The sequence below is a fragment of the Paraburkholderia sp. BR10954 genome, assembly GCF_040965775.1.
Classification (GTDB): Bacteria; Pseudomonadota; Gammaproteobacteria; order Burkholderiales; family Burkholderiaceae; genus Paraburkholderia; species Paraburkholderia youngii.
Genome location: NZ_JBFRCK010000001.1, coordinates 259,135 through 277,747, shown reverse-complemented (window position 1 = coordinate 277,747; position 18,613 = coordinate 259,135). Strand labels below are relative to the sequence as shown.

15 protein-coding genes and 2 pseudogenes are annotated in these 18,613 nt (G+C 61.9%); 10 read left to right on the top strand and 7 right to left on the bottom strand.

Annotation, left to right across the window (positions count from 1 at the left end):
- Positions 1–101 precede the first annotated feature (101 nt).
- From AB4Y34_RS01265 to AB4Y34_RS01250, 4 genes are all read right to left on the bottom strand, one after another.
- Positions 102–2,117 (bottom strand): AMP-binding protein, encoded by a 2,016-nt coding sequence (locus tag AB4Y34_RS01265; protein WP_368714998.1) that lies wholly within the window; start codon positions 2,115–2,117, stop codon positions 102–104.
- Positions 2,059–3,195, bottom strand: coding sequence for an acetyl-CoA C-acyltransferase (locus tag AB4Y34_RS01260; protein WP_368714997.1), 1,137 nt, complete (start codon positions 3,193–3,195; stop codon positions 2,059–2,061). Before AB4Y34_RS01260 ends, AB4Y34_RS01265 begins: the two co-directional genes overlap by 59 nt.
- A gap of 68 nt (positions 3,196–3,263) precedes the next feature.
- Entirely contained in the window at positions 3,264–3,734 is a 471-nt protein-coding gene (locus AB4Y34_RS01255) for a MaoC family dehydratase (protein WP_176368113.1), read from the bottom strand.
- A gap of 316 nt (positions 3,735–4,050) precedes the next feature.
- Positions 4,051–4,749, bottom strand: coding sequence for a TetR/AcrR family transcriptional regulator (locus AB4Y34_RS01250; protein WP_176120388.1), 699 nt, complete (start codon positions 4,747–4,749; stop codon positions 4,051–4,053).
- A 343-nt stretch (positions 4,750–5,092) separates the two neighbouring features.
- Between AB4Y34_RS01250 and AB4Y34_RS01245 the strand changes: the two genes are divergently transcribed.
- From AB4Y34_RS01245 to AB4Y34_RS01220, 6 genes are all read left to right on the top strand, one after another.
- A complete protein-coding gene (locus tag AB4Y34_RS01245) occupies positions 5,093–5,887 on the top strand; it encodes an ABC transporter ATP-binding protein (protein WP_176379508.1) in 795 nt (264 codons plus the stop codon).
- A gap of 19 nt (positions 5,888–5,906) precedes the next feature.
- The gene (locus AB4Y34_RS01240) at positions 5,907–6,680 is read left to right on the top strand and encodes an ABC transporter ATP-binding protein (RefSeq protein ID WP_368714996.1); all 774 of its coding nucleotides are present in this window, start codon (positions 5,907–5,909) and stop codon (positions 6,678–6,680) included.
- A gap of 154 nt (positions 6,681–6,834) precedes the next feature.
- Positions 6,835–7,974, top strand: a complete 1,140-nt coding sequence (locus AB4Y34_RS01235; protein WP_368714995.1) for an ABC transporter substrate-binding protein — start codon at positions 6,835–6,837, stop codon at positions 7,972–7,974.
- 60 nt (positions 7,975–8,034) lie between these two features.
- Positions 8,035–8,985: a branched-chain amino acid ABC transporter permease gene (locus tag AB4Y34_RS01230; RefSeq protein ID WP_368714994.1), complete on the top strand. Its 951-nt coding sequence runs from the start codon at positions 8,035–8,037 to the stop codon at positions 8,983–8,985.
- A 183-nt stretch (positions 8,986–9,168) separates the two neighbouring features.
- Positions 9,169–10,329, top strand: a complete 1,161-nt coding sequence (locus AB4Y34_RS01225) for a branched-chain amino acid ABC transporter permease (RefSeq protein WP_368714993.1) — start codon at positions 9,169–9,171, stop codon at positions 10,327–10,329.
- Between the two features lie 87 nt (positions 10,330–10,416).
- Complete coding sequence (locus AB4Y34_RS01220) at positions 10,417–11,493, top strand: porin (protein WP_176379503.1); 1,077 nt, start codon at positions 10,417–10,419, stop codon at positions 11,491–11,493.
- Between the two features lie 40 nt (positions 11,494–11,533).
- On the opposite strand, the pseudogene AB4Y34_RS01215 reads toward AB4Y34_RS01220, so the two are convergent.
- Positions 11,534–11,830, bottom strand: a pseudogene (locus tag AB4Y34_RS01215) (lipoprotein-releasing system transmembrane subunit LolC); the annotation flags it as partial.
- A 466-nt stretch (positions 11,831–12,296) separates the two neighbouring features.
- On the bottom strand, positions 12,297–13,646 hold the full coding sequence (locus tag AB4Y34_RS01210; protein ID WP_368714992.1) for an MATE family efflux transporter: 1,350 nt from the start codon (positions 13,644–13,646) through the stop codon (positions 12,297–12,299).
- A 227-nt stretch (positions 13,647–13,873) separates the two neighbouring features.
- Between AB4Y34_RS01210 and AB4Y34_RS01205 the strand changes: the two genes are divergently transcribed.
- Positions 13,874–14,332, top strand: a complete 459-nt coding sequence (locus AB4Y34_RS01205; RefSeq protein ID WP_176379501.1) for a MarR family winged helix-turn-helix transcriptional regulator — start codon at positions 13,874–13,876, stop codon at positions 14,330–14,332.
- A gap of 80 nt (positions 14,333–14,412) precedes the next feature.
- Here the strand turns inward: AB4Y34_RS01205 and AB4Y34_RS01200 are convergent, their stop codons facing one another.
- Positions 14,413–15,399 (bottom strand): GlxA family transcriptional regulator, encoded by a 987-nt coding sequence (locus tag AB4Y34_RS01200; RefSeq protein WP_368714991.1) that lies wholly within the window; start codon positions 15,397–15,399, stop codon positions 14,413–14,415.
- Between the two features lie 477 nt (positions 15,400–15,876).
- Between AB4Y34_RS01200 and AB4Y34_RS01195 the strand changes: the two are divergent.
- From AB4Y34_RS01195 to AB4Y34_RS01185, 3 genes and pseudogenes are all read left to right on the top strand, one after another.
- A pseudogene (locus AB4Y34_RS01195) lies at positions 15,877–16,305 on the top strand ((2Fe-2S)-binding protein); the annotation flags it as partial.
- Positions 16,306–16,540: 235 nt separating this feature from the next.
- Positions 16,541–16,975, top strand: a complete 435-nt coding sequence (locus AB4Y34_RS01190) for a MarR family winged helix-turn-helix transcriptional regulator (protein ID WP_368714990.1) — start codon at positions 16,541–16,543, stop codon at positions 16,973–16,975.
- A gap of 126 nt (positions 16,976–17,101) precedes the next feature.
- On the top strand, positions 17,102–18,613 hold the full coding sequence (locus AB4Y34_RS01185) for an efflux transporter outer membrane subunit (RefSeq protein WP_368714989.1): 1,512 nt from the start codon (positions 17,102–17,104) through the stop codon (positions 18,611–18,613).

Below are 18,613 nucleotides of genomic sequence, written 5' to 3'. Positions count from 1 at the left end.
GCCGCCAGCTTTCGTGCTCCCCTCAAGAAAAAGCGCGCCTGAGACCGAAGTCCCGGCGCGCTGATTGTCGACGATGAGTCATCCATGACTCATCGATGAAGCTATCGGCTCGGCACGGTCCCAGGCACCACTACATGCGCCGGATACGGCTCGCGAAACAGCGCGTTCACGTCGCTGGCACGCCTTTCAATCACCGCTCGCTGGTTGAGGCTGCCTTTGTCCGTCACTTCGTATGCCTGCAACGACGGCGGTTCGGATAGCAGCCCCACGCGCTCGATACGCATCGATGCGCCGGTTTGCCCCGCATTGACCAGTTCGAGACGGCGCGCGAGTTCCGCGATCAATTTCGGATCGCTGCGCAACTGCTCGACCTGCGCGCCGGCCGGTGCGCCCAGGAATTCGCGGCATGCGTCGAGGTCGGGCCAAGCGAGCGCACCGAGTGCGTTATCACCGTCGTGAGCGATCACCGCCTCCTTCAGCAGCGGGAGGCACGAGTCGAGCAGTCGCGTGCGCAGCGCGGCCGTGCGCACCCAGGTACCGTTCGCCAGCTTGAAGTCCTCGGCGAAGCGGCCCGCAAAACGCAAACCGCGTTCAGGGCACTTCGGATCGACGAACCTCACCGCATCGCCAAGCTTGTAGAAGCCATCTTCGTCGAACGCATCGCGGCTTTGCGCCGGCGCGTTCAGGTACTCGCGAACGATGTTGTCGCCGCGGATGCGCATTTCGTACCGCCCCGGCAACGCGCTGTCCTCGACCAGCTTGAGTTCGACGCCGGGCAGCGGCAGGCCGATGCAGCCGACGTCGTCGACTGCCCAGTACTGGGTGACGGCAGGCCCTGCAGTCTCGGTCGCACCGAATACGGAGGTCAATACTGTTCGGTGCCCAGTCGTCCTGATCGATACAGCCTGGAAGCGGTCGTAAAGCTCCCGTGAGAGGACCGCCCCACCGTAGTAGGCGTAAATGAGCCTCGAAAAGAAATGCTGCGCGAACGCCTCGTCGCGCTCAAGCGCGGTAATCAGCATCGACAGACCGGCCGGCACGTTGAAATAAAGCGAGGGCGCGACATCGCGCAGGTTCTTGAGCGTCGCGTCGAAGCGGCCCGGCAGCGGGCGCCCTTCGTCGATGTACAACGTCGCGCCGAAGCGCAGCACGCGATTCATCACGATGTTGCCACCCATCACATGATGCCAGGGCAGCCACTCCAGATACGCGGGTTGCGTCTCGGGATCGCGCTCGAACACCTGGGCCGCCATCTCCTGCGCCGCCGCCATCATGCGCCGCGTGATCACCACTGCCTTCGGGATGCCGGTCGAGCCCGAAGTGAACATGTATTTCGCGGGCATGTCCGGCGTGAGACTCGCGTGGTATGACGCGAGCTCGGGGTTCGGGGCGGCCGCGAGCCACTGCGCAAAAGAGAGCATCCGCGGCGCGGGATGACGGGCCGCCAGCGTGCGCTCGGCAGGCACCCGCAAGGCTGCCAGCGCGCCCGCGAAGCGCTCGGCGTCCTGCACGAACACGATATGCGGGCGGACCACATCGAAGGCCGCACGGAGCCGTGCATAGTCGCCGCCCATCAAGGAATACGCGGGCGAAACAGGAGACACGGGGACGCCGGCGTATAGCGCGCCCCAGGTCAGCAGCGCCTGTTCGGTCGAGTTTTCCGAGAGGATCGCAACCGGTTTCTCGCGCGACGCGCCCGACGACAACAGCATGCTTGCGATCGAACGGACGGCATCCCACACTTGCTGGCAGGTCATGGTCCGCCATTCGCCGTTCGCGTCGCGCTCGACCAGCATCGGGGCATCCGGCCGCTTCGCGACCCAGTGCTCGAGCCAGTCGACCGTACACCCGGGTTGCGCGGGAAGCGAATGCCCCGAGCGCAGCAACAGGATCTCAGATGTTCGCGGCTCGACGACGACCGACGGTGTGCGGAATCCCGTCTCGCGAAACGGGTAGTCGGCAATATTGAGGGGCGTTATGGACATAAGCTTTCCTGAAATGTCTCCGTGACTCTTCTGTATCTTGCTACGCACCGGCGCGCAGCCGGCGCGAGCATGCCTAGACGGCTTCGAGGATCGTGGCGATGCCCTGGCCGCCGCCGATGCATTGCGTCGCAAGCGCGAACTGCCCGCCGGTGCGCTTGAGCACCGACGCCGCTTTGCCAACGAGACGAGCTCCCGTCGCGCCGAGCGGATGGCCGATCGCGAGGGCGCCGCCGTCCACATTCGTGCGCGCCGGATCCAGCTTCAGGTCGCGCGCGCAGGCGATCGCCTGGCTCGCGAACGCCTCATTGATTTCAACGATGTCAAGATCTTCCACCGAAATGCCAGCGCGCGCGAGCGCTTTGCGGGACGCTGGAATCGGACCTATACCCATCAAGGCGGGGTCGCATGACGCCACCGCCGCGCTACGGATTTTGGCGAGCGGCTGCATCCCGTTGCGAAGCGCAAACTCGGCGCTGCAGATCAGCACCGCCGATGCGCCGTCTGTCAACGGCGAGGACGTGGCCGCGGTCACGCTGCCGTTTTCGGCGAAGGCCGGCTTTAGCTCCGCAAGCGCCGCGGCGTTCGTCCCGGGACGGATGCATCCGTCCTGCGAGACGATGCCCTGCGGCATCTTGATCGGGACGATTTCCGCGGCCAGGCGACCGTCCTCGCGCGCCGCCGCCGCCTTTTCGTGCGAGAGCACCGCGAGCGCTTCCTGCTCCGCCCGGCTCACGCCGAACTGCCTCGCGACGTTCTCCGCCGTGACGCCCATCGGCAGATAGGCCGCCGGAAACGTGTCCAGCAACGCCGGATTCGGAGACTTGTTGAAGCCGCCCTGTGGGACCCGCGTCATCGATTCGACGCCGGCGCAGATGAACGCATCGCCCAGGCCGAGCGCAATCTGGCCCGCGGCATAGTGGACCGCCGACATCGACGATCCGCAGAACCGGTTGATGGTAGCGCCTGGCACGAGATCGCCGAAGCCGGCCAGAAAACCGATGATGCGCGCGATATTGTGCCCCTGCTCCGCCTCGGGATAGGAACAGCCCACGACGAGGTCCTCGATCTGCTCCGGCTTGCACCCTGTGCGTTCGAGCAATGCGGACACGACCGCGGCCGCGAGATCGTCGGGGCGCACGTCAATCAGCGCGCCCTTGCGTGCGAAATGAAACGGTGAACGGGCAAACCCTGCCACAACAATATCGGCCATCCTCTATCTCCTGAACTCAAAACCATTGGGAAGAGCGCAATTCGACACGTTCGAAGCGCTCCATGAATTCAACGTGCGCCCTCACCGTCTGCCGGCTTTCGCTTGGGCACGCTGCTCAGCGCATACATGCGCATGACGAGATCCCCGTTCTGATTGACGAGGTCCACACGTGCCTTCACCGTGCCTCGGCGCGGCTTGTCCGGCACCTCGAGAATCTCGACGAGCTCACGTTCGACATGGACCCGGTCGCCAGGACGCACCGGCGAATACCAGCGCAATTCATCGACACCGATGCCGACCACGGGCGTGTCTCCGTATGAACGCGCCTCGACGCACAGGCGCATCGCCAGCGACGCCAGATGCCACCCGCTCGCGATCAGCCCGCCGAACGGGCTGGCCTTGGCCGCCTCGACATCGAGGTGAAACGGTTGCGGATCGAAGCCTCGGCCGAACTCGATGATGTCCTGTTCTTCGATCGTGACTTCCCGACTGCCCCACGATTCGCCAATCGCAAGATCTTCCAGATATCGCCTCGTCATCGCACTCACTCGCGGGACGCGCAGCGTGCGCTGCCGTCCATGGAACCTTTTGCCAAGCCCTCGCATGCTCCGCTGCTGCCGCCCGCAAGGGTTACCGTGAGCTGATTGTTACACTGTCAAGTTTCTTCGTCAACAGGATGGTGTCGACTTTTCCCGCGAGTTGAACATGTGGAATGCTTGCGAGGAAGGCGCCGCAAGGCGGGACCATGCCGCGGTGCGACGCATGGCAGACGCCAACAATGCGGCGCCTGATATCAGCATGCCGCGAGGCGGCACGCAGTTAGCGGTTTGCCATCGTGCCGTACGGGCCGGAGGGTCAAGCGGCGCTTTTCTTCGCGCGGCCCACTGTCTTGCGGGCCGGAGCCGATGCGCTGACGTGAGGCGACAGAAGGCCGCCCAGCAGGACGCCAGTCACCGACAGGCAAACATCGTCGATCCGATCGTCCGGTACCTGGCACAGTCCGCTCTTACGATCGGACAGCAGGGTCGCGAGTCCATGCATGCCGGACCACACCGCGATCGCTGAATACCGTGGCGGCCGCTCATCATTTTTCTGGTCCGCCTGAAATTCCGCAATCGAGTTGCTGAGGAACTGAAACGATGCCGCGCTCGCGTCCATCAGCTCGGCGTGCCGGGTCTTGTCCGCAATCCGCGGGCCGAACATCAAATGAAACAGCTCGGGGCGCCGCAGCGCGAATCCCACGTAGGCGCGCATCACCACGCGCAAGCGCTCTTCCTTCGTCATGCCGTCCTTGAGTGCCGCCAGACGATCAGCCATCAACTGCCGGAATCCTTCCGATGCGATCGCGGCAAGGAGTCCCTCCTTGTCGCCGAAATGATGCGTCGGCGCGGTCTGCGAGACGCCCGCCAGACGTGCGACTTCCCGCAGCGAAAGCTCGGCTGCGCCACGCAGCTCGAGCAACTCGAGGCCGCGCCGAACCATCTCCTCACGAAGGTTGCCGTGATGCCACGTGCTCTTCTTCGTCGGTTTCAGGTCGAGAGGTACTGAAGACATGTTGTCACCGTTTAGTAATTATCCGCCGATACCCGGCCGTGATCCGCAAGCGGCCGGAGCAGCCACATTTTACGCCGCCGCGTTCCGGGTAGAAGCCATGCACCCATACGGATCAAAAAACGGCCCGATCCGAAATGCCATCAAAGGGAAATCCCTGATTCAAAACAGGTTGCCAGCAACCATGCCGCAAACCTAATATTTACACCGTCATCTTTACGATGACAACTTTAGGCGAGCAGCCGGCTCTCGCTGAAGTTCTGGGCCGGGCTCCGATATGCCGCAGGTGTCGCGGGGGCTGGGAAGTCCGTCGGGTTCACAGTGAGATCACATTTTGGGCAACAGCATGAATGCCGCGACCCCCTCGAACAGTAGTGACCACGCCGAAGACGCCGTACTTCGTCTGACGGCAATACGCAAGGCGTTTGGCGCGACAGAGATCATTCGCGGTGTCGACTGGTCGATCCACCGGGGAGAATGCCATGTGCTGATCGGGCCGAACGGCGCGGGCAAGTCGACGTTGTTCCACCTGATCAGCGGCCGCTACACGGCAAGCTCGGGAACGATCCGTCTGCACGGTAAAGACATCACGAAACACAGCGCGAGCCGGATCAGCCGGGCCGGGCTCGGCCGCAGCTTCCAGACCAACAATCTGTTCGACCGTCTGAGCGTCTTCGAGAACGCCCGCATGGGCGCGCTTCGGGCCGTGGGCTATGGGCCGTCATTCTGGCGGCGCGTGCCGCGCGGCGGTGCTGCCGACAGGCGCGCACTGGGCGTGCTGGAGGAAGTCGGTCTTCTCGAGCATTGCCACCAGCCGGCCGGCCTGCTTCCGTACGCCGATCAGCGCGCGCTCGAAATCGCGCTCGCGCTGGCAGGCGGGCAACAGGTACTGCTCCTCGACGAACCCACGGCTGGCATGAACCGCGAGGAGACGCATCGCATCATCGCGATGCTCAGGCGATTGCGGGACGCCGATCCGAACCGGACGATCGTCATCATCGAGCACGACATGGACGTGGTGTTCGAGCTTGCCGACCGGATTTCGGTGCTCGTGTATGGCGAAATCATCGCGTGCGGCGACCCCGCCAGCGTGCGCGCGGATGCGCGCGTGCAGACGGCGTACGTCGGGATCCCACAGTGAGCGCAAAGGAACCGATTACATGTCAGCCATCACGAATCACAGCACGTCAACCGTCAGCCCCACGCCGGGCACGCCGCTGTTCGAAGCGCGAGACATCGTCGCGGGATATGGCGACGGCCGGGTGCTCCACGGCGCCACGCTGCGCGTCGCCGAAGGGGAGACGGTCGCGCTGCTCGGTCGCAATGGCTCCGGGCGCTCGACGCTGCTAAAGACCATCATGCGGCTCATCGACGGCACCGGCAGCATCACGATGGGCGGCGTGGCGCTTACGCGCGCGAAGCCGCACGAGGTCGCCCGTGCGGGTATCGGCTATGTCCCCGAGAACCGCGCGATCTTCCCCGATCTGACGGTGCGCGAGAACCTGGCGGTCGGCCTTCCCCAGCGCAATCGCGCATCGCGTCCCGGTACAGGCGGTCCGCACTGGACCGAGCAGGAATTCTTCGAGCTTTTCCCGAATCTGCAGCGACGCGCGAACGTCGCCGGCGGTGTGCTGTCCGGGGGCGAGCAACAGATGTTGACGATATGCCGAGCGCTGATGGGCGAGCCCCGCCTGCTGCTGATCGATGAACCGACCGAAGGGCTGAGCCTCGCGATGATCGACCAGGTCGCGGCGCTGATTCGCGAAGCGGCGCGACGAGGGGTCGCCATTCTGCTGGTCGAACAGAAGCTCACTATCGCGCTCGACCTCTGTCAGCGCGTCAATGTGATGGGGCATGGCCAGATCGTTTTCGACGGCAGCGTCCCGGCGTTTCGGAGCGACCCGGCGATTCGCAACGAATGGCTCGAAGTCTGAAGCCCGCAACAAACCGAGGACGCGCGATTGCGCAACAAGCAGGAGAGAGACAAACATGGCAGCTACCCGATACAAACGCCTCGCGGCCGCCGCCGCGATTGCCGCCCCCTTGATGTGCTGCGCTCTCGCGCATGCGGGGCAACCTCTGCGGATCATGCTCATCGATCCGCTTTCCGGCCCGCAATCGGCGACGATGCAGGCCACCAGCCGAAATCTCGAGTACGCGGTCAAGCGCGACAACGATGCCGGCGGCCTGCTCGGTCAGAAGATCGAGTTGACGACCTGCGACAGCAAGTTCAATCCCAAGGACGCGAAGAGCTGCCTCGACCGTGCAATCGGCAGCGACATTCACTACATCCTGCAGGGCGTCGGCAACAACGTCACGATGACCTTGCTCGACGCCATCGACAAATACAACGCGCGAAATCCCGGCAAGGAGATGGTCCTGATCAACTGGGCCGGGCTCGACGAGGAAACGACCAACCAATACTGCTCTTTCTGGCAGTTCCGCACCCAGGCCCATCTCGGCATGGAGCTGAAAGGCGCGATCCTGTCGCTCGAGCCTGGTGTGAAGCGGGTCTACCTCATCAACATGGACTACTCGTCCGGACAGGATGCGGACGCCGTCACGAAGCGGATGCTCAAGCAGTTCAGGCCGGACATTCAGGTGATCGGAAGCGAGCTTTTCCCCCCCGATCGCGTTCAGGACTTCACGCCCTATGTGGCGAAGATCAAGTCTGCACACGCCGATGTGGTCATCACCGCGGCCATTGGCACCGACCTGAACCGGCTCATCGGCGCCGGCAACGAGGTGGGGCTCGACGCGCGCTGGTATACGGTCTACGCGTCACAGCACGGGCAGCTACCCGCAATCGGGCCAAAGGGTGTCAACCGTGTGTATCAGGCGTCCGACTCTGTCATGAGCATGAACCTGCCGACGATCGACAAACTGGTGGAGCAGTCACGCGCCGACGGCTACGGTGACTTCGAAAGCGTGCGCATGTACCGGGCCTATCGGTTCCTGACGAACGCGGTCGGCAAAGCGGGCACCACGCAGCCGCTGCCCGTGGCGAAAGCGATGGAGACGACCACCGTGGCGTTCGACAACTATAGCGCCACCATCCGCGCGAGCGACCATCAGGCGCAGATGCCGGTCTACCTGTCTGTGATGAGCCCGGACGCCAAGTTCAAGCAGGACGGCACGCCCTGGGGCTTCAAAGTGCTGAAGACGTTCGGCAGCGAGCAGATGAGCGAGCCCACGACCTGCCAGATGAAACGGCCTCCCGGCGCCTGATGCCGAGGTCGCAGCGCCGCCCTTTTTCATACCGCTCCTTTTCGCCCGGAACCCACTGCTATGCAATCGATTCTGCTCGGCCTCTTCAACGGGCTCACGTACGGCATGCTGCTCTTCCTGATGGCCTCGGGATTGACGCTGGTATTCAGCATGCTGGGCGTGCTCAACTTCTCACATACCGCCTTTTATACGCTCGGCGCGTACTTCGCCTATACGGCGTCGCAACTGCTCGGACTCGGGTTCTGGATGGGATTGGTGGTGTCCCCCGCATGCTGCGCACTGCTTGGCGCGCTCATCGAACGGTTCGGGATCCGGCATGTGCTGCGCTACGGCCTGCTCGGTCCGCTCCTGCTCACGTTCGGCATTCATATCGCCCTGATCGAACTGGTCGGCCTGATCTGGGGCAAAAGCCCCGTCGCCTATGCGATGCCCGCAAGCCTCAATGTTCCACTCTTCTCGCTGTATGGCATCGACTACTCGGCGTATCGCGCGTTCACGCTGGTCATGACACTAGCAGTGCTGGCGCTGCTCGTGGTGACGCTCAAATGCACTCGCATCGGCACGACGGTGCGCGCTTCACTGTCACATCCCGACATCGTGAACACGCTCGGCCACAACCTGCCGCTATTGCGGAACATGGTGTTCGCCGCGGGCGCCGCGCTCGCCGGACTGGCTGGCGCGCTGTCGGGAAATCTGCTCGGCACGGAGCCCGGGATGGCAGGCGAACTCGACGCGATTCTCATGATCGTGATCGTCGTCGGCGGCCTGGGATCGCTGGGCGGCGCGCTCGTCTCGTCGCTTCTGATCGGCGTGCTGCAGACGCTCGCGACATCGACCGAGGTGCCATGGAGCAGTCTTCTCGGACCCTTGCACGCGCTGTTCTCATGGTCGGCCGCGGCCACCGCCGCACTGGATCAGCCGATCAGCCGTTTTGCGCCACTGGTTCCCTTTGTCATCGTCGTCGTGGTGCTGGGCCTTCGCCCGCGCGGCCTGATGGGCGCCCGTCATTGAACAACCCGGATCATGTCATTGATGAAACGTCAACCCAACACGCTCGCGTGCCATTTCGCCGAACCCTCATCGGCGAGCACCGCCGGCCACACCGCTTACTCGCGCTATCTGCCTGCCGAGCGACGCCTCTCTCTGCAGGCCACGGCGTGGATCGCCGCACTGGCGCTGCTTGCCGCGTTACCGTTGCTGTTCTCCTCGCCGTTCGCGGTATCGCTTCTGGCTCAGATATGCATCGCGGTGACGTTCGCAGTCGCCTATAACATGCTGCTCGGCGGTACCGGTCTGCTCTCGTTCGGCCACGCGCTTTACTTCGGCCTCGGTGCCTACGCGACAGCGCATGCGCTCAATCACTTCGGCGGTGCCTTCCCGCTCGTGCTCGCGCCGCTGGTCGGTTGGGCCGTTTCCGTCGTGGCCGGCGCTTTCCTGGCGTCGTTCACCGTGCGCAGCGGCGCGCTCACCTACGCGATGATCACGCTGGCGATCGGCCAGCTGGCGTTCTCCGCCGCCACCGTCCTGACAGGCTGGTCCGGTGGCGACGAGGGCATCTCGCTGGATCCCGCGAAGTCCAACGAATGGGGCATCGATTTCGGCTCGCCGGTCGCCATCTATCTGCTGATTGCCGGTTGGACATGGCTGTCGACGGTGCTGATGTTCGCTCTGAGCCGCTCCGCACTCGGGCAGCTGATGCTCGCGACTCGCGACAACCCCGAGCGGGTCGAGTTCATCGGTTTCAGCCCGGCCCTCATCCGTGGTATCGCCTCGACGGTTTCCGCAGGGTTCGCAGGCGTTGCAGGTGCCCTCTATGCGCTCGGCTTCCAGGTGGTCACGATGGATTCGCTCTCCCTGCCGCAAAGCACAGCAGGCCTGCTTCACGCATTCATCGGCGGCTATGCCTCATTCTTTGGGCCGGTTGTCGGGGCAGCGCTCATCACGTTGGCGTCCATCTGCCTTGCGTCGCTCACGCATGCGTGGCCGCTCTATCTCGGCGCGTGCTTCGTGCTTGTCGTCATGTTCATGCGCAACGGTCTCATTGACGCTCCCGCGACCGTGGCGCGTTATGCAACGATCTATCGCGCAGCGCACGGCACCCCGATGTTGATCGCGCATTTCTCTCTGGTTTGTTTGTGCGGCCTCCTGAGCGTTGCGGGCTTCGCCGCAATGATCGAGTTGACCGGCGCGCTTTCCGAAAGCATGAGCACCCCCGTGACGCTGTTCAAGGCATTCGGTTTCGAAATCGTCGCCAATCCCCACCGTTCCTTGCATTGGATCGCGGCGATTTTCATCTTCCTGTGCGGTTTCTGCGGGCTGCGTTTTTCCAGGCGCAGGCCCTCCCTCCCACGGTAGAAGCATCAACAACGACACAGTCCTGACGAATTCATAACAATATTCAGTAGCCCTAGATTAAAAAGACATTTATCCTCGGAGAGCTGTATGAAACGGAGTTCGGTTTTCGCGCTTGGGTTTTGCATCGGTTTGGCAGGGCTCGGCGTCGCGCACGCGCAGTCTTCGGTGACGCTCTACGGCATCGTCGACAGCGGCATTCTGTACAAGACGCATGCCGGGCCTGGCGGCAACTCCTGGCAGGTGGTTTCCGGGGGCGAGTACACGAGCCGATTCGGCTTTCTTGGCGCGGAAGATATCGGGGGCGGCTGGCAAGCGACTTTCGCGCTGGAGAACGGCTTTCGCGTCAATAACGGTACGTTCATCAACGGGGGACTGCCGAGCAGCGGGTCAACCGTGCTGTTCGATCGCGGCGCTACCGTCGGCCTGAAAAGCGGGCAATTCGGCGGCCTGCTGCTCGGGAAGAACCAATCGCCTCTGCTCAGGACGCTTGTCGACCTGGACGTCACCGGCTACTCGAATTTCGGCTCGTTGAACAACCTGCTCTACCAGAACCTCACCGGCTACTCGGGATGGCAATACTCCTGGGTCGACAACTCGGTCGAGTATCAGATGCCGGATGTGTATGGATTTCATGGGTCCGCCATGTACAGCTTCGGAGGAACCGCCGGCGACTTCCAGACGAAGCGTGCGCTGTCCGCGGGGCTCACCTGGCACATCGGTGACCTCCTTGTCGGCGGCGCATACTTCTCCGGCAACGATCCGACCGGCGTGACCAACAACGAAGTCGCGCAAGCCTATACGGTCGGCGCAAACTATAAGCTTGCGCAGTTCCGCTTTGCACTGAATTTCGCCAATTTCAAGGATGAAGCCAAGGGATCGAGCGTCAACTTCTATACGGGCGAAATCGACTACCATTTCAGCCCGGCCTTGGAGTTCTCGGCGGTCTGTATCCGCCTGGACGATCGAACGAATGGCTCGATGAGCGGAACCCTCTACAAGATCGGCTCCGACTATTCGCTGTCAAAGCGTACCGCGCTATATGCCGACGTTGGCTACGTGAAGAACAATTCGCTCGGCACGTTCGGCATCCAGAACTCGATGCCCGTCGGCGTCGCGGGCAAGAATCAACTCGGGGCGATCGTCGGGATGCACCACGCGTTCTAGAGGCTCCGGATGGAGGCGCTACCGTTGGTTTTTACAGCGACTCGTCCGCGGTTCGTCTCCAGTTCGGCATTATTCCCGTTAGGGAGGATACTTCGATGTGCGGGAGCATCGACAGCATGCGGTCACGCACTTCACTCCCGAATCCGTTCATCACAGAAAGCACGATGATCAGCGCAGCCATGCCACGCGCGATGCCCGCCATCGACACAAAGGCGATGGATGAAGCAACGCCCTTATCAGTCGCGCGCTCGTCCGGGCGGAAAGAGCGCACCCCGATCTGCCATTCGTAGGAAAGCTTACGAGGCTTCGCACTACAGCAAGCAGACGCGTCCCAGATCGACGGTACAACGATAGACGTTTCTGTTCAGCCACGAAACAAACGTGTACTCGTCGTATGCGTTGCTTCCGATGTAAATCCAATTGCTTAGTTCCCGGTGCATGATTTCCTCTGCGTTTCGTAACTGAAGTTGCGCCCAATCCGGTCGATCTCGCCGTCCATCATCACGACGGGTTCATATCGTTTCCTTCAGAAAGATGGTTACCACGGGAGCATTATTAGTATCGAAGTGCCCGAAAGTCGTGAGAAGACGGTGATATTGAGGTGGAGATTTGGTGAGGACGGTACTATCGTCCGATGAAGGCATTCGCGAACTTTTGGCCAAGTGTACCTCTTCCGAGAACTGCTCGAAGTGCAGCGTTTTGGCGCCGGCTCGCCGAACGTCGACCAGGCGGCCGGTAGCTATTGAAGCACTTCTCACCTGCGCCATCGAGACGTCAGCGTGCGGCTGAGGGTGTGCCAAAGCTCAAAATTTCGCCGAGTCTCGGGCGCCGCTATGAACGGTCTTCGCGACGAACCAACGCCCTGTCGCAACCGACCAGAGATTTATCCCACCATACGCCGCCATCGCCCCCGCGCCCACCGCGAAAAACAGCGGGAGCGATCCAGTCAGGCGCAGTAATAGTGTTCCGAGACCCACATACAGTGCCAGCCGCAGTGCCCCCGCCCCGAGCGGCCATTGCAGGCGGCCCGCACCCTGCGCCGCGAAATACAACGAGAACCCGAGCCCGGAAAACCCATAGAACGGCCCGATGATGTGCAAGCAGATCGATCCTGTCTGCAATAACTGCTCGTTCGTACCGAAGAGTTTCAGCCACGCGTGCGGCCAAAGTGAGGCCACGACTCCGACCAGTTCGGAAATGGCAAACGCCATCGCCCCACCGGTCAGCGCGATGTTGCGCGCGCGTTCGTACTGCCCTGCGCCGATATTGGCCCCCACGAGCGCAACCATGGGCGCACCCAGACCGAAAGCAATTGGCATGATCAGGTATTCGAGGCGCGCGGCTGTGGCGTAACCTGCGAGCGCGGCCGTGCCAGCATGCGCGCCGACCGCCGCGCCAGTCAACGCCATCAGGGCGTTCGTCAGTATCGGATTAAGGCAGGCGAGCCCCCCGACAACGAGTATCTCCCGCATCGTCGCCCAACCTAGAGGGCCACGTACCAAACGCGCCGGATTACGCCCGCTTACGCAATACCAGCCGAGAATCATCGTACCTGCCGCGTAGTACGCAATAAGCGCCCACGCCCCACCTGCGACACCAAGTCGTGGCACTGGCCCGATGCCGAAGATCAGGCACGGCGACAGTGGGATCAAGAGCGCCGCTCCGCCACAGATCACCGCACCGGGCACGATCATGTTGCCGGTACCGCGAATCACGCTCGCAAGTGCGTTCATTGCCCACAGGAGCGGCAGACCAAGAAACAGGACGTGGCCGTAAGTGCCGGCTGCATCGAGTGCGGCGCCGTGGGCTCCGAGCGTCTGGAATAGAGGCTTCGCGATTGCCAGCAAGACCACCGAGAACGCAACGCCGATCAACACGTTCAGAACGAGCGCATGGCGTGCGAGCTGAGCGATCAAGTCCGCGTCGCCGGAACCCAGCGTGCGCGCAACCGCCGACGAGATGCCGCCGCCCATCGCACCCTGCGACATGTTCTGCATCAGCATCAATACGGGCACGACTACCGCGACACCCGCGAGTATCGACGTGCCGAGCTTTGCGAGAAACCATGTTTCGACGAGCCCTGTCGATGCCTGAGCGAACATCATCAGCATGTTCGACCAGCCCATCTGCGCAAGCAATGGCGCTATCGGCATCTCGAGCATCGCTCGAAGGCGCGGATTGATTCTGGGCGCTGCCAGGCCTTGAGGTTGGATCGTACCCATCTCTTGCTTTCCTCGATTAAAACTACGGGCATATGCAAATACATTGGAATGCAATGTACTTGCATATGCCCGTAGTGGTCAAGGTGATTTAAACTGTGTCTCTACGCCGGGACGGGAAGTGTCCCGGCTGACTCTCGGAAGTCACGGAGTAACGACCAATGTCACCGACAAACCCCAACGCCCCACTCGTTTGCAATGGCTCCGCACTGCGCAAGGCGAGCCGACGACTTTCGCAGCTCTACGATGCTGTTCTGGCGCCAAGCGGTCTCAGCGCAGCCCAGCGGTCCATCCTTCTTCAAGTCGAACGTGAAGGCAGCCCAACCATGACCGAGCTCGCCTACTCAATGGTGCTTGACCGATCGGCGCTTGCACGAAACGTCAAGCCGCTCGAACGCGACGGGTATCTTGCGCTGCGACCCGACGAAGACGATGGCAGAAGCCGGCGCGTCGATTTGACAGCCGCCGGCCGTGCGAAGCTTGCTGAGGCCAATCGCCTTTGGCGAAAAGCGCAGCGTCGCTTTGAAGAGGTATACGGCGAGGAACGAGCGGCCGCGCTGCGCGTTGCACTCGCGGAGATTTATTCGGATGAATTTGCGGTAGCTTTCGGGCAGCCGTGACGACTGGTAGCTGAAAAGAAATGTCTATTGGCGAATTCTTCTACCTTTACCCCACCTGCAAACGCTGGGCTCGCCAGCTTCTATGGTGTTGCATCGACCTGGTCAGTCCGCAGAATCCCTCGGACACCTGTGCGCTTGTGGCGCCGGACGGCCTGGGGCGGACGGCCAACCTCGCGCATGAAAGCGTCGCGCATATGCTCGCAGTCACGAAAACCGGTCTCTCTGGCGATAACATCAAGCGGATGCCGGCTCTGCTCGACCATCTGCCGCGCTACCTCCAGTCGAAGTCTTTCAATGGCTTTGGCCGGGGACGCTCCCGTTTCGAGCGTAAACACACGGCTGAAGTGGCGCGGACTCAGGTGGGCGATTCTGGCCAACTCCTCCACCGATAGCGAACACCTCAGATTCTGGCGCGCATAGTTCAGGGCATTCTGGATCCGATCGGATTTCGGGGCGAGGTTCAGCATTTCTGAATGCTGCGACTGGCCGCCCGCCCGCCGCTGAGGCATGACGAGCCTATGCGCCACTGCACGGGCCGTTTCCGCACCCAGATCCTTTTCCACCATCGCGAGTGTTAGGTCAAGGCCAGCCGTCATGCCCGCGGACGTCCAGATCGGACCATCGACAATGTAGATCTGGTCTTCCTCGACGTGGATATCTGGAAAACGTTCCTGCATTGCGCTCACATACGCCCAATGCGTCGTGGCGCGCCGCTGCGCCAGCAAGCCTGCTTCCGCGAGCACGAATCCGCCGGTGGAGATCGCGCCTATGCGCCTCGCGCTGATGCAAGCTTTGTGCAGGAACGCCACTATGGTGTCAGGAGGCGGAGAACTGAGCGGATCAATAACCCCGCCGACGATCCACGTGTCCACGTCAACATGCCCGTGCAATGATCGTGTGCTCACTGTCAGGCCAAGTGACGAGCGGATCTCTCCGCCGTCCTCGGAAAAAGTTTCGAGCGCGTAGAACGACTCTCCGACCACGACGTTCGCGCACTCGAACACCGACTGCATCGCGAGATCCATGGACAGAAAACCGTCGCTAATCAGAAAGCCAATCCGGCACATGTCCGTTCTCCATCGCCTCGTGGAATAAGCCATGATCATAGGCGCCGCGCCCGGCGGCTGAATAGATAAACAAGGTATATATACCAAGGTGTACATACCAAGGTGCCATTCGTCTATCACCTCCGTAGTGACGCCCTCGCGCAAACACATCAATGCATGACCACTACTACGGGCTGATTGGCGGATATACAGCCTGATCACGGTTCCGCGGAACCGCGACATCATCAAGCGTTCAGATCTTGTCCGCATCCTGGCGAATCAGAAAGCCAAACCAGTGCATGTACGTTCTCCGTCGCGCGATGTCCTAAACCAACCCGAATTCCGTCATTTCTGTCGCGCCGAAACGAAGCCAGAATGCGATCACGTGTTCGTCAATCACCTTCGACAGCGCGCTTTGAATCTCCTTTAACAAGGTCGAGGCCACTAATACACCGTACACGAAAGAGCTATTTCAACGGTTTATTCATGGAGTGCTCTGTGGTTAGCCTGAACATCAACGACACAACCCGTACCGTCGACGAGACTGATGACATGCCGCTACTTTGCGGTCTTCGCGATATTGTCCGCTTGACCGGCACCAGGTTCGGCTGCGGGATTGCGCAAGGCGGCGCATGCACCGTGCACCTCGACGGCGTCGCGGTGCGTTCGTGCGTGCTTCCGGTCGCGGCGGTCGGCAACAGGCAAATCACGACGATGGAAGCAGTCGGCACCGCAGAGGCCGGCCGCAAGGTACAGCAGGCGTGGCGAGCGCTCGATGTCGTCCAGTGCCGCTACTGCCAGTCGGGCCAGGTGATGGCGGCCGCCGCGCTGATCGCGTCGAACCCGAACCCGAGCGACCCCGACATCGACGCGGCAATGGCCGGCAATATCTGCCGCTGCGGCACGCACAACCGGATTCGCGCGGCGAGCAATCCGGCGGTGCTGGAGCCCAACCCAACCTCGACGATCAATGTCACCTTGCACGGGGCGCAAGCGCTCGTGATCAACGGGCTACCGGCTGCGTATCCGATGCCGAAATTTTCGAACGTGCTGACAGACCAGCAGGTCACAGACGTCCTGACGGTCGTACGGTCGCGTTGGAACAACGCATCGACGGCTGTAAGTGCGTCCGATGTGGCGAAATTGCGCGAGGCAACGGTCCATGCGGTTAGATGACCTGCAAGACGACGACTGCTTCGCCCTCCGTCAAGCTTCTCGACACATCTCGAAGCTTTACGAGCGTTACTTGTCCAAGGCCGGCATCACGCCCACGCAGTTCAGTATTCTCAGGACGCTGGGCCACTGTCCGGGCTTGACGATGATCAGGCTCGCCAAGGCGATGGCAATGGACAGAACGACGCTCGTGCGCGCACTCAAACCTTTGCTCCAACGTGGCCTTGTGATGGCATCTTCCGAAGGGCAAGGCTATCGGCGACTGCGGGTTGTACTTACAAGAAGAGGTTTGACGAAGCTTGACGAAGCGGTCGTTCACTGGGCAACGGCGCAGGCCCGCTTCGAGCGAAGCTTTGGGAAACAACAGGCCGCTCATCTGCGAACCGAACTGTTCCGCATGACGGCCAACGCACCCGAAGGGTAGTCACGAGGCACAAAACGCGTGCATTTCGATGCATTGATGCGTGAGCTACCGAAGGCAATAAAGTGCAATCGCACTATAGATCCTATGAACCCTGGTCATCCAGATGAGCGAAAGGAAATGGAAACCATGACGGATCAATACCGACGCCAGCTGAGAAGGAGCATATGGGTGGCCTCGACAGCCGCGGCGGTTGCCGCACTCAGCCTGGCTGGGTGTGTCAATTACGCTGGCATCAGAAGCGACAAGCAGATTGTCCCGCCTGCAATCTACGAGACGAAGAAGAGCTTGCCTGCCGAGGATGGACGGTGGCCGGCAATGGACTGGCCCAGCCAATTCGGCGACCCGCAATTGTCCACGTTGATCGACGAGGCGCTGGCAGGCAATCCGACGATCGATCAGGCGCGGGCCCGCATCGAGAAAGCGTCGTCCTATATCGGCACGGCCAATTCCGCACTGTACCCGAACGTGACAGGCAGCTATTCATGGACGCGTGAGCGCTACAGCGCCAACGGTCTGGTTCCGCCGCCGTACAGCGGCACGTGGCAGAGCGAGAACAACGTGCTCGCCACTGCCTCGTGGGACCTCGATCTATGGGGAAAAAATCGCGAGCGGCTTCGTCAGGCCATCTCGCAGGAGAAGGTCGCCGACGCCGAAGCCGAGGTGGTGCGCATATCGCTCGCCGCATCGGTCGCGAGCGCCTACAACCATCTCGCGCAGCTCTATGCGTTGCGTGATATCGAGGTCCGCGAAGTGAAGAATCGCGAGGAGATCACGCAGATCACCCATGGGCGCGTTTGCGCGGGACTCGACACCAACGTCGAACAGCAGACCGCAAAAGGCGAAACCGCGACGAGCCGGTCGAACGTCAGCGATCTCGATGGGCAAATCACGACAGTGCGCTACCAGCTGGGTGCGCTGCTCGGCAAGGGACCGGACCGTGGCTTGACGATCACGCAGCCATCGCTTGGAGACGTAGCCGATATCGCGTTGCCGGATAACCTGCCCGCCGACCTCATTTCACGCCGCCCAGACATCGTGGCGGCCTACTGGCAGGTGGAAGCGGCAATCCACGATGTGAAAGAAGCAAAGGCCGAGTTCTATCCGGACGTGAATCTTTCAGCATCGATCGGACTGGACGCGCTCGGCTGGGGACGATTCCTGACGGCCAGTAGCCGTCAGTTGTCGGCGGGACCCGCGATTCATCTTCCCATATTCGATGCCGGCGCTTTGCGCGCCCAACTGAAGGGCCGTTACGCGGATTTCGATTACGACGTCGCGACCTACAACCAGACGCTGATCAATGCGCTGTCCGATGTGGCCACGCAGGTCTCGCAGATCCGCTCGGACGACCGTCAACTGGTGGACGCGCAGCAGGCACTGGATGCGCAGACGACGGCGTATCAATTGGCGTTGGTTCGTTACAAGGCGGGGTTGAATCAGCAACTGCAGGTGCTGAATGCGGACGACAACCGTCTCGCTGCCGAAACGGCAGTCGTCGACCTCGAGATGGGCCGCCGCGACAAGCATATCGGCCTGATCAAGGCGCTCGGCGGCGGTTTCAATGCAGCGGGAACGGGCCTCGCGGCAAACACCGAAACACCGATTCCCGCGCCCTCCGATAACGCGGCTACCCACTGA

Bases quoted from the DNA above. Each gene is read 5' to 3' on its own strand.
- AB4Y34_RS01210 (WP_368714992.1), bottom strand. From the start codon at position 13,646: ATGCCGATAGCGCCATTGCTTGCGCAGATGGGCTGGTCGAACATGCTG.
- AB4Y34_RS01190 (WP_368714990.1), top strand. From the start codon at position 16,541: ATGCGGTTAGATGACCTGCAAGACGACGACTGCTTCGCCCTCCGTCAA.
- AB4Y34_RS01235 (WP_368714995.1), top strand. From the start codon at position 6,835: ATGCTCATCGATCCGCTTTCCGGCCCGCAATCGGCGACGATGCAGGCC.
- AB4Y34_RS01245 (WP_176379508.1), top strand. From the start codon at position 5,093: ATGAATGCCGCGACCCCCTCGAACAGTAGTGACCACGCCGAAGACGCC.
- AB4Y34_RS01230 (WP_368714994.1), top strand. From the start codon at position 8,035: ATGCAATCGATTCTGCTCGGCCTCTTCAACGGGCTCACGTACGGCATG.
- AB4Y34_RS01185 (WP_368714989.1), top strand. From the start codon at position 17,102: ATGACGGATCAATACCGACGCCAGCTGAGAAGGAGCATATGGGTGGCC.
- AB4Y34_RS01220 (WP_176379503.1), top strand. From the start codon at position 10,417: ATGAAACGGAGTTCGGTTTTCGCGCTTGGGTTTTGCATCGGTTTGGCA.
- AB4Y34_RS01255 (WP_176368113.1), bottom strand. From the start codon at position 3,734: ATGACGAGGCGATATCTGGAAGATCTTGCGATTGGCGAATCGTGGGGC.
- AB4Y34_RS01200 (WP_368714991.1), bottom strand. From the start codon at position 15,399: ATGTGCCGGATTGGCTTTCTGATTAGCGACGGTTTTCTGTCCATGGAT.
- AB4Y34_RS01205 (WP_176379501.1), top strand. From the start codon at position 13,874: ATGTCACCGACAAACCCCAACGCCCCACTCGTTTGCAATGGCTCCGCA.
- AB4Y34_RS01240 (WP_368714996.1), top strand. From the start codon at position 5,907: ATGTCAGCCATCACGAATCACAGCACGTCAACCGTCAGCCCCACGCCG.
- AB4Y34_RS01260 (WP_368714997.1), bottom strand. From the start codon at position 3,195: ATGGCCGATATTGTTGTGGCAGGGTTTGCCCGTTCACCGTTTCATTTC.
- AB4Y34_RS01250 (WP_176120388.1), bottom strand. From the start codon at position 4,749: ATGTCTTCAGTACCTCTCGACCTGAAACCGACGAAGAAGAGCACGTGG.